We start from the raw sequence: 15,531 nt of genomic DNA on the forward strand, positions 1-15,531 counted from the left end.
CCTAAAGGGTGATTTTTACACGGCGATCGTTTGAGATAAGCCTTTGAATTTGAGCGACGATTTGGTCCGCATGCGCATGTGCGACTTCGTCGGCCCGCTCAACGTCGCCTGCCGCAATCGCGTCGATCATGCCCTCGTGCTCGCTGACAAATTGTGGCGGAAGTTGATCCTGATAAGACGAGTAATACAGCCGCAATATCCGCCGCCCCTCATCCAATAGCCGCAGGAAAAGCCCTTCGTAATACACGTTCTGCCCCGCCACCGCGATGGCCGCATGGAACTCGCGATTTGTTGCTATCATCGCCAAAGCGTCTTGGTCCTTAACGGCGCGCTCAAACTCGGCCTGATGCGCGCGGATAATCTCTAAATCCTCTGGCGTGTGGTACTCTGCAGCCAACCGCGTGGTCATGCGGTACATCAACGTAAGCGCATCAAAAAACGTGTGCAGCTTGAGGAAATTTATATTGGACACCACGGTCGAGCGATTTGGCAACGTGGTCACCAACCCCTCCACGGACAAGCGGACCAGTGCTTCTCGGATCGGCGTGCGCGACATCGCAAAGCGTTCCGCCAGTTGGATTTCGTCAATTGGACTGCCCGGTTCCAAGACCAAATCGATGATTTCATCGCGCAAAACATCGTACACATGCTTCACTCCAGACCCGCGTTTTCGGTCGGGTTTCTTGATGGCGTCTGACTTTGTCATGATGAATCCTTTTTGTACACAAGAAGGATATTGGAACCCGCTCGTTGGAGCAAGAGTAATGACGATTGTTCGACTCTAGAACAAAACTTGTCGACAAATAAAATCCAACACGTATTATCGCGCTCAAGATATAGAATCAAACTCTATGCGCTGCGCCTTTAAATCTAATCCCGCACGCGCACGACACTTTAGGAGATCACAATGACCAGCCCCATTTTTTCCGGAACCATTCCGGCCCTGATGACGCCCTGCACCCCCGACCGCACCCCGGATTTCGACGCTTTGGTCCGAAAGGGACAAGAACTGTTCGCGGCGGGCATGTCGGCGGTGGTGTATTGTGGCTCGATGGGTGACTGGCCGCTTTTGACGGATGCACAGCGGATGGAAGGCGTTGAGCGCCTCGTTAAAGCGGGTGTTCCCTTGATCGTCGGCACGGGCGCTGTGAACACGAAACTGGCGGTTGCCCATGCGGCCCACGCGCAAAAAGTCGGCGCCCAAGGCCTGATGGTTATCCCCCGCGTGCTGTCGCGTGGCGGTTCTATGACGGCACAAAAAGCACATTTCAAAGACATCTTGGCCGCGGCCCCCGACCTCCCCGCCGTGATCTACAACAGCCCCCACTATGGCTTTGCCACCCGCGCGGACCTGTTCTTTGAACTGCGCAAGGATCACAAAAACCTGATTGGTTTCAAAGAGTTCGGCGGCCATGATGATCTGTCCTATGCGGCGGAATATATCACCAGCGGCAACGACGACGTGAGCCTGATGATCGGTGTCGACACCGCAGTTGTGCATGGTTTCGTGAATTGCGGCGCGACTGGCGCGATTACTGGCATCGGCAACGTCCTCCCCGCCGAAGTCTTGAATTTGGTCGCCCTTAGCCAAGATGCAGCCAAGGGCAATGCCCTGTCGCGCCAACGCGCCACAGAGTTGGAAACCGCGCTCAACGTCTTGTCAAAATTTGACGAAGGTGCCGACTTGGTGTTGTTCTTCAAACATATGATGGTTTTGAACGGAGACGCGGAATACACGCTGCATTTCAATGAGAGCGACGCGCTTTCGGACAGCCAACGCGGTTTTGTCGAAGCCCAACTCAAGCTGTTCCGCGCGTGGTATGCCGATTGGTCCAAACTTGCAGGCGCTGTTCTTTAAGCTACAGCGCCCCATTCAAATCAAAAAGGCCCGCAGAGCCTCGCGGGCCTTTTTTCGTTTATGGAAAAGGATTTAAGAGACGGCCTTCAACCCATCTTTGCGCAGGCGTTCCAACAAAGCCACCTCTTCGGCCGTCAAGCGAATGCCATTAGCCTGAGACTCGGACCGCGCTGCAAAGCGGCGTTGCGACGGCAAGCGCGCCCCCTGACCAAGGATCGCATCAAACAGGGTTTCCGCTCGATCCAAGCTCGCGCCCCCGCGGCCTGCGGCAAATTTTTCGGGGCTAAAGGCAATGATCAGTTCGCCGTGGCGCGGCGCGATATTGGTGGCTCCCAGAAACTCCAAGGCTTCGGGGCTGGTCATATCGCCGATCATCACCCCCGCGAGCAATTCGATCATGGTGGAAATGGCCGACCCTTTGTGGCCGCCAAAGGGCAGCATCGCCCCTTCTAAAGCCAGAGTGGCATCGGTTGTGGGCGTGCCGTTTTCATCCATCGCCCAGCCCTCGGGAAGCGGTTTCCCCGCGATACGGTGCAACTCAACTTCGCCGCGCGCCGCGACGCTGGTGGCGAAATCAAACACATAGGGGTGCGCGCCTTTGCGGGGCCAACCAAAGCCCAGCGGATTGGTGCCGAGCAAAGGTTTTGTGCCGCCCGTTGGCGCAACTGTCGCGTAACTTGGGCACATCGCAATCGCGGCAAGGCCAAGATCGGTGAGCGCCTCAACCTCTGGCCAAAGCGCGGAAAAATGGGTGCAATCGTTGATCACAAGCGCCGCTAACCCCAAACTATGGGCGCGTTCCGCCAGCACGGGCGCGCCCAACTCGAACGCTGCATTGGCAAAGCCACCCTTGGCGTCGACCCGTACAATTGCGGAGGCATCCTGTTGCAATTTCGGCGTCGCTTGGGGGTCCACTTTTCCTTGCTTTAACGTACGCAAACAGCCCTCAATCCGATAGATGCCATGTGATTTACACGCATCCTGTTCTCCCGCCAAAATCACGCGCGCCAAGGGGCCCGCCTGTGTGACCGAGAACCCCACGTTGAGGAATATCTCTTCGATCAATCCGCTCAACTCTTGGGCGGTGAGGGTCGTTGCGTCGGTCATTTTGGTATTCCTTACTTTCATTAGATGGCGTCGCGGATATTTCAGACAAAGGCGGGTCGCCAATTGTATATAATTTGTATACATAGAGGATAATCATAGCAAGTCACCTCCCCCGTCACTTTCTCATTCCTGTCGAAGAGTTCGCATTTCATTTGCGCAAACGAGGTCGATTCGCCCCTTAAACAGGGCGCTCTACGGACTTTACCGACAAGTCGCGCCCGTTAAGTATACTAATTAAATACAAATAATATTTTTAGTTGATTCAAGTAAAATGCACAACCATAGTCGCCTCACAGACGAATCAAAAAACAATGCCACCACGGGAGAACGACAAATGAAAACTTCGTTGATTATTGGAAGCCTGCTGACTGCAACGGCACTTACTTCACCGGCAAACGCGGACAAATTGGACGATATCATGGCATCTGGCACGCTGCGCTGTGCCGTGGTGTTGGATTTCCCACCAATGGGTTCACGCGATGCGGACAACAACCCAATCGGCTTTGACGTCGACTATTGCAATGACCTTGCAGCTGCACTCGGCGTAGAAGCTGAAATCGTTGAAACACCCTTCCCTGACCGTATTCCAGCCTTGGTTTCGGGCCGTGTTGATGTTGGGGTTGCCTCCACTTCTGACACGCTTGAGCGCGCAAGAACCGCTGGCTTCACGATCCCCTATTTCGCCTTCACAAACGTTGTTTTGACCCGCGAAGATGCTGGTGTTGAAGATTTTGACGGCTTGAAAGGCAAAACTGTTGGTTCCGTTGGCGGCACATTCGAAGGCATCGCGCTTGAGGACAACGTCAAAGAATGGGGCGAAGGTAGCTTCCGTCCATACCAATCCCAAGCAGACGTGTTCCTTGCCCTTTCGCAAGGTCAAATTGACGCGACTGTTGTGACTTCAACTGTGGCTGGTTCCATCGTTGCTTCGGGCAAATACCCAGGCCTAACAATCAAAGGCGACGCGCCTTATGCCATTGATTACGTTGGTCTTATCGCACTGCGTAACGAGTACGGCCTGCTAAACTATCTTGATCTCTTTATTAACCAACAAGTCCGCACAGGACGGTATCAAGAGCTGTATGGCAAATGGGTTGGCGGCGACGCACCTGAACTAACTGTTCCTAACGTTTACCGTTAAATCGGCGGGGGGCCTTCGGGCCCCCTTGCTTTCCCGCAAGCTCCCACACAAAGGGTCGCGATGTTTAACTATACATTCCAATGGCGTCAGGCGCTGCAAAAGCTTCCGCAATTATTTGACGGGGCTTTAGTCACACTTCAGATCGCCCTTTTGTCGATGGTCATGGGTATCCTTTTGGCCGTCATCCTCGCCGTTGCGCGCAATTCAAAATCCAAACTGATCTATGCGCCTGCAACAGTTTGGGTCGAGGTGGCACGCAACACGCCTGCCCTTTTCCAGATTTACATGGCGCATTTCGGATTGGGAAGTTTTGGCATCCACCTCAGCCCCTTCGTGGCGCTTTTGGCTGGGATTACCTTCAATAATGCGGGTTATTTGGCCGAAACATTTCGCGGTGCCCTACGCGCCATTCCAGACACCCAAACGCGGTCGGCACGTTCCCTCGGGATGCGCCCCCTTCAGGCCTTCCGCCTGATTGTGATGCCGCAAATGTTCCGCATCGCTTTCTTGCCCACCACCAACCAAATGGTTTGGGCGATCCTGATGACCTCATTGGGCGTGACCGTAGGAATGAACACCGACCTTGCTGGCGTAACCCAAGATATCAACGTGAGAAGCTTTCGCACGTTTGAGATTTTTACCCTTGCGGCGGTGTTCTACTACTTCATTGCAAAAGCGGTGACGATTGGCGCACGGCTGATCGCATGGCGCATGTTCCGGTATTAAGGAGAGTACCATGTTTGATACCGGTTTAAACCTTAACGACCTGATGTTCCTCGCTAAAGGCGCGGGAATGACACTGGCGGTCACGGCCTTTGCTGTAACGGGCGGCACACTTATGGGGCTGTTCTTTGGCGTCCTTCGCGCCCATATAAGTACGTGGGCCGCCCTGCCGATCATCTTTGTGCTGGATATATTTCGCTCTGTACCGTTGCTGATCCAGTTGGTTTTGGCGAATGCGTTCCAAGCGATCGCGGGCCTAAATATGCCGCCCTTCGCAACGTCTTGTGTCGTTTTGGCGCTCTATACATCGGCCTATTGCACCGAGATTGTGCGCGGCGCGATTGATGCGGTTCCGATGGTCACACGTCGCGCGGCGCGCTCGTTGGGCCTGTCGTGGGGCCAAGACATGACGCAAATCGTGTTCCCAATGGCGCTTAGGGTGGCCCTTCCAAGTTGGATCGGCCTTACACTTGGCGTGTTGAAAGACAGCTCATTGGTCCTCTGGCTGGGCATCATCGAACTGCTGCGCGCCAGCCAGATCCTTGTGACCCGCCTCCAAGAACCTATGTTCATCCTGATGGTCACAGGAGTTATATACTTTGCCCTAAGCTTCCCCATCGCTCGGCTTGGAAGCCAACTCGAAAAAAGGTGGCGTGAGAATGATTGAGATTAAAGACGTTCGTAAATCCTTTGGTCCATTGGAAGTGCTCAAGGGCATCGACCTGACGGTTCAAAAAGGAGAAGTTGTGTCGGTTATCGGCGGCTCTGGTTCGGGAAAATCGACGCTCCTGACCTGTATCAACGGTTTGGAACAGATCAGCCACGGCAGCATCCTTGTGGATGGGATTGAGGTGCATGCAAAGTCCACTGACCTTAACAAACTGCGCCGCAAAATCGGCATTGTGTTCCAGCAGTTCAACTCTTTCCCCCACCTCACCGTGTTGGAAAACGTAACTTTGGCCCCGCGCAAAGTGTTGGGAATGTCGCGCGAACAAGCCGAAGAAATCGCCGTCAAACACCTCACGCATGTTGGCTTGGCCGAGAAATTGTTGGTCTATCCCGGACGGCTTTCCGGTGGCCAACAGCAACGTATGGCGATTGCGCGCGCTCTAGCTATGTCGCCTGCATATATGTTATTTGATGAGGTGACATCCGCGCTTGATCCGCAATTGGTGGGAGAGGTGTTGGACACGCTGAAACTGCTTGCAGACGAGGGTATGACGATGATTTGCGTGACGCATGAAATGGGTTTTGCCCGCGATGTTTCGGATCGGGTCGCCTTTTTTCATCAAGGAGTTATGGCCGAGATCGCGCCTTCCAAACAGTTCTTCGACGCGCCACAGCATGCGGAAACGCAAAAGTTTCTTTCGAGCGTACGCTAATGAGCACCCAAGATGTCGTGGTGGTTGGCGCCGGAGTCGTCGGACTCTCGATTGCTTTGGCAGCTCAAGCGCGGGGTCTTACTGTCCGTGTGATTGATCGTGAAGGCCCCTCTGCGGGGGCCTCTGCGGGCAATGCTGGCGCGTTTGCCTTTCCCGAAATCCTGCCGCTGGCTTCACCAAAAGTTATGCGCAAAGCTCCGAAATGGCTACTCGATCCGTTAGGCCCCCTGTCGATCCCGCCTCAATACGCGTTGAAAATCGCACCATGGATGTACAGATTTTGGCGCGCGAGTTGGCCCGCAGAAGTGCGCGCATCAACGGTTGCTTTGACGGAATTGAACGCGATTTCAAAACGCGCGCTCAAACCATTTTTGCGCGACAACGGTTTGATGGATATGCTGCACCACGACGGGCAATTGCTGGTTTATGAGGGGCGGTCCGAGTTTGAAGCCAGCCTGCCGGGCTGGAAGGTCCGTGAAGACGCCGACATCCCCTTCCGTCACCTCATAGGCGACGAAATCGCTGAGGTCCAACCGGGTCTTCATGCGCGGTTCACCCATGCAACATTCACGCCGGAATGGTACTCGATTTCCGACCCCAAGCTATACACCCTCGCGCTTGCCGAGCAGTTCCGTGCCAAGGGCGGCGAAATTGTAATCGCCGAAGCCACGAGTTTGGTTGACGGCGGTGTGCAGACCAGTGTCGGAAAAATGACCGGCAAAATCGTCCTTGCGGCGGGCGCGTTCTCGCACCACCTTGCGCGGACGGCTGGTGTCAAAATCCCGCTTGAAACCGAGCGCGGCTATAACACCACGCTGCCCCCAGACGCGGTCGATCTGCGGTGCCACGTGACGTTCGGCGGCCATGGTTTTGTAATTTCCAAGCTGACAACCGGCATCCGTGTTGGCGGAGCGGTTGAGCTGGGCGGATTGAAACTTCCACCAAATTATAAGCGGGCAGAAGCGCTCCTGACCAAAGCCAAACAATTCATGCCTGCGTTAAAAACCACGGGTGGCACACAGTGGATGGGCTTCCGTCCATCGCTCCCCGACACTCTTCCGGCTCTCGGCCCCCTGCCTGGACGCCCTGATGTGATTTGTGCTTTTGGCCACGGGCATCTTGGATTGACCCAATCGGCGGGCACTGCTGAAATCATCGCGGATTTGTTGGTTGGCAAAGCCCCCGCGATGGACCTATCCCCGTTCTCTCCTGCGCGTTTTTAGAGGCATCGCATGACCCAATTTACCTTCCCCTGCATTGACGGCCACACCTGTGGCAACCCCGTGCGCCTTGTAACCGGTGGCGCGCCGCAATTGCGCGGCGACACGATGCTGGAAAAACGCGCGCATTTCTTGGCTGAATACGACTGGATCCGCACGGGTTTGATGTTTGAGCCACGCGGCCACGACCAAATGTCGGGCGCGATCCTCTATCCGCCCACACGCGAGGATTGTGACGTCGGGGTGTTGTTTATCGAGACCTCTGGCTGTTTGCCAATGTGCGGCCACGGCACCATCGGCACCGTCACAATCGCGCTGGAAAACGGTTTGATCCGCCCCGAAACGGCGGGCGTTTTGCGGCTGGATACCCCTGCCGGTCGGGTCGATGTGACCTATGTTCAGGACGGGCGTTTTATCGAGGAAGTGCGCCTCACCAATGTCGCGAGTTTCCTGCATTCCGAAGGGCTTACGGCCAACGTCGCAGGCTTAGGCGAAGTGGTTGTTGACGTTTCCTATGGTGGTAATTTTTACGCCATCGTCGATCCGCAGAAAAACTTCGGCGATATGGCTGATTTTTCCGCAGGTGAGTTGGTGGGCTTTAGCCAAAAACTTCGCGCCGCATTGAATGAAAAATACGACTTCACCCATCCAGAAAAACCCTCGATTTGCGGCCTATCGCATATCCTTTGGACGGGCACGGCACAGCATCCAGAGGCCAGCGCACGCAACGCGGTTTTCTATGGCGACAAAGCGATCGACCGTTCGCCCTGCGGCACAGGTACCTCCGCGCGGATGGCGCAACTAGCGGCAAAAGGCAAACTCTCTGTCGGCGATGATTTCATCCACGAGAGCATCATCGGCTCGCTCTTTAAGGGGCGCGTCGAGGCGGCGGCAACGGTTGCGGATAAGCCTGCGATCATCCCTTCGATTGCCGGATGGGCCCGCGTAACGGGCATTAATACAATATTCATAGACGATGAACGCGACCCCTTCGCGCATGGTTTTGTGGTTAAATAGAAAGCACTTATGACACGCAGCATCCTTGTCGGACAAGCAAACGGACCCGTTTTGGCGTCCGAAGAAGGCCTTAGTTTTTGGGGCGGCGTTGATGCTTCCACAGGCGTCGTCATCGACGCACATCATCCATGGCACCGCCAATCCCTCGCGGGGAAAATCGTGCTGATGCCCACCAGTCGCGGATCTTGCACAGGCTCTGGCGTGGTGCTTGAATTGATCCAAAACGGCCACGCCCCTGCCGCGTTTATTTTCCGCGACCATGAGGATGTTTTGACCCTCGGCGCGTTGATCGCACAGCAGCTATTTGACATGAACGTCCCCGTCGCACAATTGGACGCGGCAGATTTCGCAGCCCTGTCCCAAGCCGCCACCGCGCAAATCTCGCCAACCGAAATCACCGCGCCAAACCTGACAATCCCGCTGTCCCCCTTGGCCGACGTCGCGCTTGACCTCTCAGACGGCGACCGCGCCATGCTTGCAGGTGCCGACGGCGAAGCGCCCAAAATGGCCATGCAAACCATCGTCACCATGGCAGCCCTGCAAGGGGCCACAAGTTTGATCGACGTGACCCAAGTGCACATCGACGGCTGTATTTACGCCAGCCCCGCCAATCTGGTGTTCGCGGAAAAAGTGGCCAATATGGGCGCACAAGTACGGGTGCCAACCACGATGAATGCCATCTCTGTGGATCATGCCAATTGGCGTACGCAGGGCACCCCTCCCGACTTTGGCCTGCCCGCAAGCCGCCTTGCCGATGCCTATGTGAAAATGGGCGCACGCCCCAGTTTCACTTGCGCACCCTACTTGCTCGACACCACCCCCAAAGCTGGGGAAATGATCGCATGGGCGGAATCTAACGCCGTGGTCTATGCCAATACAGTTTTGGCCGCGCGCACAGTGAAACACCCCGATTTCTTTGATCTTTGCATCGCCCTTACGGGTCGCGCCCCCTTGTCCGGTGCCTACCTTGATGAACACCGCGCAGCCCTTCGGATCATCGAAATAACCCTCCCCGAGCAGCACGATGACTCTCTTTGGCCGATGCTGGGATATCTTGCGGGACATTTGGCCCCTGAATGTATCCCCGTTTTGACAGGGTTGAAAAACCTGACCCCGAATGAGGATGATCTCAAAGCAATGTGCGCTGCGTTTGGCACCACCTCCGCCGCGCCGATGATGCATGTGGCGGGCATAACGCCAGAGGCCACGATGATCTCCCCTAACGCCGAAACCGTGTACGCGGGCCTCCCTGACCTTGCGCGGATTTGGCAACAGTTCAATCCCGGCCCCGCCCAAATCGATCTCGTGGCCTTTGGCAGCCCCCATTTCTCGCTATCTGAATGCCACGCTTTGGCGAAACTTCTTGAGGGGAAACATCGTCACAACGAAACCGATGTTATTGTCACTTTGGGCCGCGACACCCTCACCCAAGCCCGCGCGGACGGCACATTGGCCATCCTTGAGGCCGCAGGCGTGCAAGTCGTGCCGGATATTTGCTGGTGTTCGATTTCCGAACCCGTATTCCCCCCAAGCGCCAAAACCTTGATGACCAATTCTGGTAAATACGCGCATTACGCGCCGGGGCTTTGTGGGCGCGAAGTGCGGTTTGGCTCGCTCGCCGATTGCGCCCGCGCCGCCTGCACGGGCCAAGCGCCCAACACCCTCCCTGACTGGCTCACGCCTCAACCTTAAGGTCCCTAAAATGCGCAGTTCAAAAACCATCCATGTGATTTCGGCCCATGCCGAAGGCGAAGTTGGCGACGTGATTGTGGGCGGCGTGACCCCGCCCCGCGGTGAGACGCTCTGGGAGCAAAGCCGTTGGATCGCCAAGGACCAAACCCTACGCAATTTTGTGCTGAACGAACCACGCGGCGGCGTATTTCGCCATGTAAATCTATTGGTACCGCCGAAGAACCCGCTCGCCGATGCGGCCTTTATCATCATGGAGCCCGAAGACACGCCCCCGATGTCAGGATCGAATTCGATCTGCGTTTCGACCGTGCTTTTGGAAAGCGGCATTATCCCGATGATTGAACCCGTGACAGAACTAGTGCTTGAAGCGCCCGGTGGGTTGGTGAAAGTGCGCGCGACATGTAAAAACGGCAAGGCTGAGAAGATTTCCGTGCAAAACCTGCCCAGCTTTGCGGCCGATCTGGACGTTGAACTGGAGGTCGATGGCCTTGGTACATTGCGGGTCGATACGGCCTATGGCGGCGATAGTTTTGTGATTGTCGACGCTGAAGCGATGGGCCTGTCACTGGTTGCCGAAGAAGCGCATGAGATCGCCCGCCTTGGCGTGCGCATCACCAATGCGGCCAATGAAAAGCTGGCGTTTCACCATCCCGACAATCCCGACTGGACGCATTTTTCATTCTGCCTTTTTGCGGGTCCCGTGACACGCGACGGAAACGAATTACGCGCAGGTGCCGCCGTTGCCATTCAACCGGGCAAGGTCGATCGTTCGCCAACGGGCACAGCCCTTTCGGCGCGGATGGCAGTTTTGCACGCCCGTGGCGAGATGGGATTGGACGACACATTAACGGCGGTGTCGGTCATTGGCTCAACTTTTTCGGGCCGCATCGTCAGCGAAACCACGGTCGGTTCCCGCCCTGCCGTTGTGCCCGAAATTTCGGGCCAAGCATGGATTACGGGCATCCACCAACATATGCTCGACCCCACTGATCCTTGGCCCGAAGGCTATCGCCTTTCGGACACATGGGGCGCGCGCGGAAGCGACTAAGGCGCAGGCAACTCAAGCTCCTGTCCTAACTTAACGACCTCTCGCACCAACAAATCAAGGTCCTGTCGTTTGGTGCGATGATTGTTGATCGCCACACGCAAACAATGCCGTCCGCCCACCGTGGTGTCGGACGGCACCGCCAGCCCGCTTTCTTGCAGGCGGAGCATGATTTCGGTGTTCAGCGCCTTGAGGTCCTCATCCGAGCCCGCCGCATTACGATATCGAAAACAGACGATATTGATCGACGTCGGTGCCATGAGTTCCAAATGCGAGTCCGTGTGGATGAGGTCCGTCAAATAGGCGGCTTGCGCAATATTCTGATCAATTAGACGGCCAAATTTCTCCACCCCATGTTCTTTTAGCGACATCCATATTTTCAACGCCTTAAAGCCGCGCGACAACTCGAAACAATAATCCGCGAGGAATCCGCCCGACGCGATACCGCGCGGTTTTTCCTCTAGATACTCGCCGTGCAACTCAAACGTATCGAAATGCAACTGCGCGTCTTTGACCAAAGCACACCCCGCTTCAAACGGCGTATGTAGCCATTTGTGCGGATCAAGGGCCAAGGAATCCGCGTCTTCAATCCCGTCCACCATCGTGCGATTAACGGGGGCGATTTTGATCAAAGCGCCAATGCAACCATCCACGTGGAACCATATCCCTTCCCGCTTACACAGCGCTGCGATGGCCTGCATATCGTCGATGGCACCGGTGTTTGTGGTGCCCGCCGTGGCAATCACACAGGCGGGTACGCACCCCGCAGCACGATCCTCTTGGATGGCCTGTTCCAACGCGGGTATGCTCATCCGAAAGTTGGCGTCCGAAGGGATCACCCGCAGGGCGCGTCGACCAAGGCCGAGGGCTTCCAACGCCTTCTGGCTAGCGCTATGGACCTGATCTGAGGTGTAAAATCGCAGCGGTTTGGGCAGGGCCGTGATCCCTTCCTCGCGCACATCGACGCCCGCCATTTTGTTGCGCGCAACCGTCAGGCACACCATGTTTGCCATCGACCCGCCACTGGTCAATGTCCCACTCGCCGACGCTGGAAAATCCATCAATTCCTTGAGCCAGTTCACGACTTGCCGGTCAACTTGGGCTGCCGCTGTATCCCCTCCGCCAAGGTTGGACCCCTCAATGGCCGCCAGAAAATCAGCCAGCGCGCCTGTAAAATTGCTCGATCCCATGTACCAGCCCCAAAACCGTGGGTGAATATTCCCCATCGCATAGGGGAAAACCGTTGACAGAACCTCGTCATAAACCGCGTCCAATGGCGTGGGTTCCATGGGCACAGGCGTGAGGAAACCATCGCGCACCGATTGCGGCATTTGCTGCCAAACCGGACGCTCCCGCACCCCCTCAACATGGGCAACGGCGTCGTCAATCATCCGCGACGCCGTTTTATGCATATCCGCCCAATTCGCAGGATCGAGGCTTTCTTCTGGAGTATCCGTCATCATCAATCCTTTATGCTGGTGCGTATTTTATGGAATTTTACCCTCATTCAGCCGCGCGGGATGCGGAAGTGGGTTTGATGTTGTGATTGAGGCGGAACAGGTTTTTTGGGTCATACTTGGCCTTCACATGGCCCAATCGCTCCATGTTGCTCCCGTAAGCCCCCGTTACTCGCCCCACCTCATCATCGGGCATGAAGTTCACATAGACACTTCCGGTCGAGTATTGCGCCGTGTCGTCGAATAATTTCCGCGCCCATCCGATACAGGTGGCATCACCAGACTCATCCCCCCATCGGGTATGAACGTTCATGATAAAATGCGCGGATCGTTGAGGATAGGCCGTGGCGTCTTCGGCAACCCGCGCCATGGCACCGCCGACATGCGCAATGAAAACTTCGCTGTTTGGATCGGGCAATGTTTCGATGGCCTTTAGAAGCACCGACACGGCGTCGCTAGAAAGCTCATTGAAATCATGGCTCTTCCAGTAGTTTCTCATGCCGGGTGCGAGCAAAGGATCAAACGCGGTTTGCCACCCCACGAAGGGTGCCTCGCCGATCACATCCGCAATCGGATTTCCCAACCCACGCAATTGCTTGAGGGACTCGCCACCATCGGCTTCATCCCCAATATAACAGGCTGCAAAGACAAGCACCGGTTTGCCGTGCCAGTCTTCAGGGAGAAACGGCAGAGGGGGCGCTTTGCGCATAACAACCCAGACTGTCAACTCGTCAGGCGCGGAACCCGCGATTGCGTTATAGGCGCGCAGCAAGGACGGCGCATCTTCAAGTGGATGCACGATCAGACCTGCCAGTACGGAAGGCCCCACTTCATGCAGGCGGAATTCAAAGGAAGTAACAACGCCAAAGTTACCGCCACCCCCACGGACCGCCCAAAACAAATCAGCGTTTTGATCCGCGCTCGCCGTCAAAAAACTGCCATCCGCGGTGACGATATCAACGGACAGAAGACTGTCGATGGTCATCCCGAATTTGCGCGTGATCCAGCCAAATCCACCACCAAGAGTAAGCCCCGCAATCCCTGTCGTGGAGTTGATACCCGTAGGCAGGGCCAAGGCATGTGATTGGGTTTCCTTATCGACGTCAGACAACAAAGCCCCCGGTTCCACACGGGCCGTTTTTGCGAACGGATCCACGTGGACACTTTGCATATGCGACAGATCCAAAAGCAACGCGCCCTCGGCTACGGCATGTCCGGCAATCTGATGCCCACCGGAACGAATGGCGAGCAACAGGTTGTTTTCACGCGCAAAATTGACGGCAGCGCGCACGTCGCTCGCCCCCATCGCCCGAATAACAAGACCGGGTTGGCGGTCGACCATCGCATTCCATAACGTGCGGCTCTCGTCGAACTCTACGGCACCTTGGGAAAAGACGCTGCCGCGCAAGGACCCAGCAAGGGCTTCGATCACGTCTGATGCAAAAATCTTTTCTGTGCCGTCTAATTTAATAATATTGGTCATTTTTAAAATCCCTCCAAATTGAATTAGAGGTCGCTTGCCGTGAATTTACCTCACAGACGGGTATGCCCGTTTCACATATTCATGTGCTATCTCTTACACTAATTTTGAAAGTCTCGCGAGCATTTGATTCACGGCCCGGAACCTAGATGACTCTAGCTAAGGATCATATTGAGAGGATTACGTTGGGTATAAACCCTGAAAATACGCGATATCAAACAATTACGATCCCAGAGCGATCAGAGTAGCGGATCATAGGACCACTGCAATAATGCTTGCCGTTGCCGAGGGCGACAAAAAATATCTCCGGGGTAACAGTTGGCGCGAATTTGGCCTGCATGGCGTGCAAATCCACGCCATCGTTTGATTTGAATGCGATCAATGTCCTCAACACGTCGGCCAAGGAAATACCGACAATACCATTGAAACCAACCGCGAGGATCAGGGCCATAAATCCAACCCTTTTCCTGCCAAACAGAAAGCGGTTGTCGGCTTTTGATCCCAAAATAATTCAAAGCGGGGTCCGGTTTTGAGCTGATCTTGGCGTTTTCAAACCACGCCGCGGGAAACTCTTGGGTGCAATCATTCAGGTAGCGCCCCTCAAAAACCCCCATTTCAAGCATTTTCTGCGGGGTATAGACAGGGTTGAAATCATCGGCAAATTCCGCCCCAACTGGCGCTGACAGGGCATAGGTATACCCTGTCTGAAAACGATCGTTCACTGTGATTTCATCGCCGAGTCTCATAGGTTTACCTACCGCAAAAAGATACGTGGCGCGCGTTCTTTTTAAGACGCGCACCACGGGGTTTGTTTTAGTTGCAGGCTGGACGCGTGCCGGGCAGCAACACTTTGTCAACCACATGGATCACACCATTGTCGGCCATGATATCCGCGATGATAACATTAGCCATTTCGCCAGTTCCATCCGCGATCATAACGCCGTCACTTCCCGCAGTGATACACAGGCGCTCACTGTCCAAAATTGGTGCGAAATAAGTCGAACCCATGGGAATCATATTGGCGGTCAATTTGCGGTCATCCACGTGGTAAAGCAGCACGTTTGTGAGCTGGCCTTTGTTCTCGGGCATCAACAATGTTTCAACTGTGCCTTCGGGCAAGGCGGCAAAAGCATCATTCACCGGCGCGTAAACTGTGAAGGGGCCAGGACCCGAGAGCGTTTCCGCAAGTCCAGCCGCTTGAACGGCGGCCACAAGGGTCGTGAAACGCTCATCTCCAGCGGCAATCTCAACAATATTAGCGGCATTCGCAGTGCCTGCTGCAAGGCTAAGAGCAAGGGCGGTGACTGTGGCTTTCAATGTCGTTTTCATTCTGTCTCTCCATATACTGGACTTAAATCGTCCTGTGTTAATTTGCATTAGTATTATGGATACGGAGGGAAGTCGGAACT

At 55.3% G+C, this 15,531-nt stretch carries 15 protein-coding genes; 9 read left to right on the plus strand and 6 right to left on the minus strand.

Features of this window, described 5'->3' with window-relative positions; translation table 11 throughout:
- Position 1 precedes the first annotated feature (1 nt).
- Positions 2–706 carry a GntR family transcriptional regulator gene (locus AB9F29_RS02180; protein ID WP_335584517.1) on the minus strand — a complete coding sequence of 235 codons (705 nt, stop codon included), beginning with the start codon at positions 704–706 and terminating at the stop codon, positions 2–4.
- A 201-nt stretch (positions 707–907) separates the two neighbouring features.
- On the opposite strand from AB9F29_RS02180, the gene AB9F29_RS02185 reads away from it, so the two are divergent.
- Positions 908–1,858 (plus strand): dihydrodipicolinate synthase family protein, encoded by a 951-nt coding sequence (locus tag AB9F29_RS02185; protein ID WP_369754435.1) that lies wholly within the window; start codon positions 908–910, stop codon positions 1,856–1,858.
- 72 nt (positions 1,859–1,930) lie between these two features.
- On the opposite strand, the gene AB9F29_RS02190 is transcribed toward AB9F29_RS02185, so the two are convergent.
- Positions 1,931–2,965 carry an Ldh family oxidoreductase gene (locus AB9F29_RS02190; protein WP_369754436.1) on the minus strand — a complete coding sequence of 345 codons (1,035 nt, stop codon included), beginning with the start codon at positions 2,963–2,965 and terminating at the stop codon, positions 1,931–1,933.
- A 334-nt stretch (positions 2,966–3,299) separates the two neighbouring features.
- On the opposite strand from AB9F29_RS02190, the gene AB9F29_RS02195 reads away from it, so the two are divergent.
- Genes AB9F29_RS02195 through AB9F29_RS02230 form a run of 8 tightly spaced genes read left to right on the plus strand, consistent with a single transcriptional unit; the run spans position 3,300 to position 11,188 of the window.
- Positions 3,300–4,106 carry a transporter substrate-binding domain-containing protein gene (locus AB9F29_RS02195; RefSeq protein ID WP_335584514.1) on the plus strand — a complete coding sequence of 269 codons (807 nt, stop codon included), beginning with the start codon at positions 3,300–3,302 and terminating at the stop codon, positions 4,104–4,106.
- A gap of 60 nt (positions 4,107–4,166) precedes the next feature.
- Entirely contained in the window at positions 4,167–4,832 is a 666-nt protein-coding gene (locus AB9F29_RS02200; protein WP_039000903.1) for an amino acid ABC transporter permease, read from the plus strand.
- Positions 4,833–4,842: 10 nt separating this feature from the next.
- The gene (locus AB9F29_RS02205) at positions 4,843–5,496 is read left to right on the plus strand and encodes an amino acid ABC transporter permease (protein ID WP_039000904.1); all 654 of its coding nucleotides are present in this window, start codon (positions 4,843–4,845) and stop codon (positions 5,494–5,496) included.
- Positions 5,489–6,211, plus strand: a complete 723-nt coding sequence (locus AB9F29_RS02210; RefSeq protein WP_369754437.1) for an amino acid ABC transporter ATP-binding protein — start codon at positions 5,489–5,491, stop codon at positions 6,209–6,211. Before AB9F29_RS02205 ends, AB9F29_RS02210 begins: the two co-directional genes overlap by 8 nt.
- A complete protein-coding gene (locus AB9F29_RS02215) occupies positions 6,211–7,434 on the plus strand; it encodes an NAD(P)/FAD-dependent oxidoreductase (protein ID WP_369754438.1) in 1,224 nt (407 codons plus the stop codon). The genes AB9F29_RS02210 and AB9F29_RS02215 overlap by 1 nt, the downstream gene beginning before the upstream one ends.
- Positions 7,435–7,443: 9 nt before the next feature.
- On the plus strand, positions 7,444–8,448 hold the full coding sequence (locus tag AB9F29_RS02220) for a 4-hydroxyproline epimerase (RefSeq protein ID WP_369754439.1): 1,005 nt from the start codon (positions 7,444–7,446) through the stop codon (positions 8,446–8,448).
- A 9-nt stretch (positions 8,449–8,457) separates the two neighbouring features.
- Positions 8,458–10,140, plus strand: coding sequence for an aconitase X (locus tag AB9F29_RS02225; protein ID WP_369754440.1), 1,683 nt, complete (start codon positions 8,458–8,460; stop codon positions 10,138–10,140).
- A 10-nt stretch (positions 10,141–10,150) separates the two neighbouring features.
- On the plus strand, positions 10,151–11,188 hold the full coding sequence (locus AB9F29_RS02230; protein ID WP_369754441.1) for a proline racemase family protein: 1,038 nt from the start codon (positions 10,151–10,153) through the stop codon (positions 11,186–11,188).
- Here the strand turns inward: AB9F29_RS02230 and AB9F29_RS02235 are convergent.
- The 4 genes from AB9F29_RS02235 to AB9F29_RS02250 form a co-directional block, all read right to left on the minus strand.
- Positions 11,185–12,645 carry an aspartate aminotransferase family protein gene (locus AB9F29_RS02235; RefSeq protein WP_369754442.1) on the minus strand — a complete coding sequence of 487 codons (1,461 nt, stop codon included), beginning with the start codon at positions 12,643–12,645 and terminating at the stop codon, positions 11,185–11,187. The two genes, AB9F29_RS02230 and AB9F29_RS02235, sit on opposite strands and share 4 nt — an antisense overlap.
- Before the next feature lie 43 nt (positions 12,646–12,688).
- Positions 12,689–14,125 carry an FAD-binding oxidoreductase gene (locus AB9F29_RS02240; RefSeq protein ID WP_369754443.1) on the minus strand — a complete coding sequence of 479 codons (1,437 nt, stop codon included), beginning with the start codon at positions 14,123–14,125 and terminating at the stop codon, positions 12,689–12,691.
- 236 nt (positions 14,126–14,361) lie between these two features.
- Positions 14,362–14,868, minus strand: a complete 507-nt coding sequence (locus AB9F29_RS02245) for a hypothetical protein (protein WP_335584506.1) — start codon at positions 14,866–14,868, stop codon at positions 14,362–14,364.
- A 67-nt stretch (positions 14,869–14,935) separates the two neighbouring features.
- Entirely contained in the window at positions 14,936–15,451 is a 516-nt protein-coding gene (locus tag AB9F29_RS02250; protein ID WP_039000770.1) for a fasciclin domain-containing protein, read from the minus strand.
- Between the last annotated feature and the right edge of the window lie 80 nt (positions 15,452–15,531).

The organism is Falsihalocynthiibacter sp. S25ZX9 (assembly GCF_041205405.1).
Classification (GTDB): Bacteria; Pseudomonadota; Alphaproteobacteria; order Rhodobacterales; family Rhodobacteraceae; genus Falsihalocynthiibacter; species Falsihalocynthiibacter arcticus.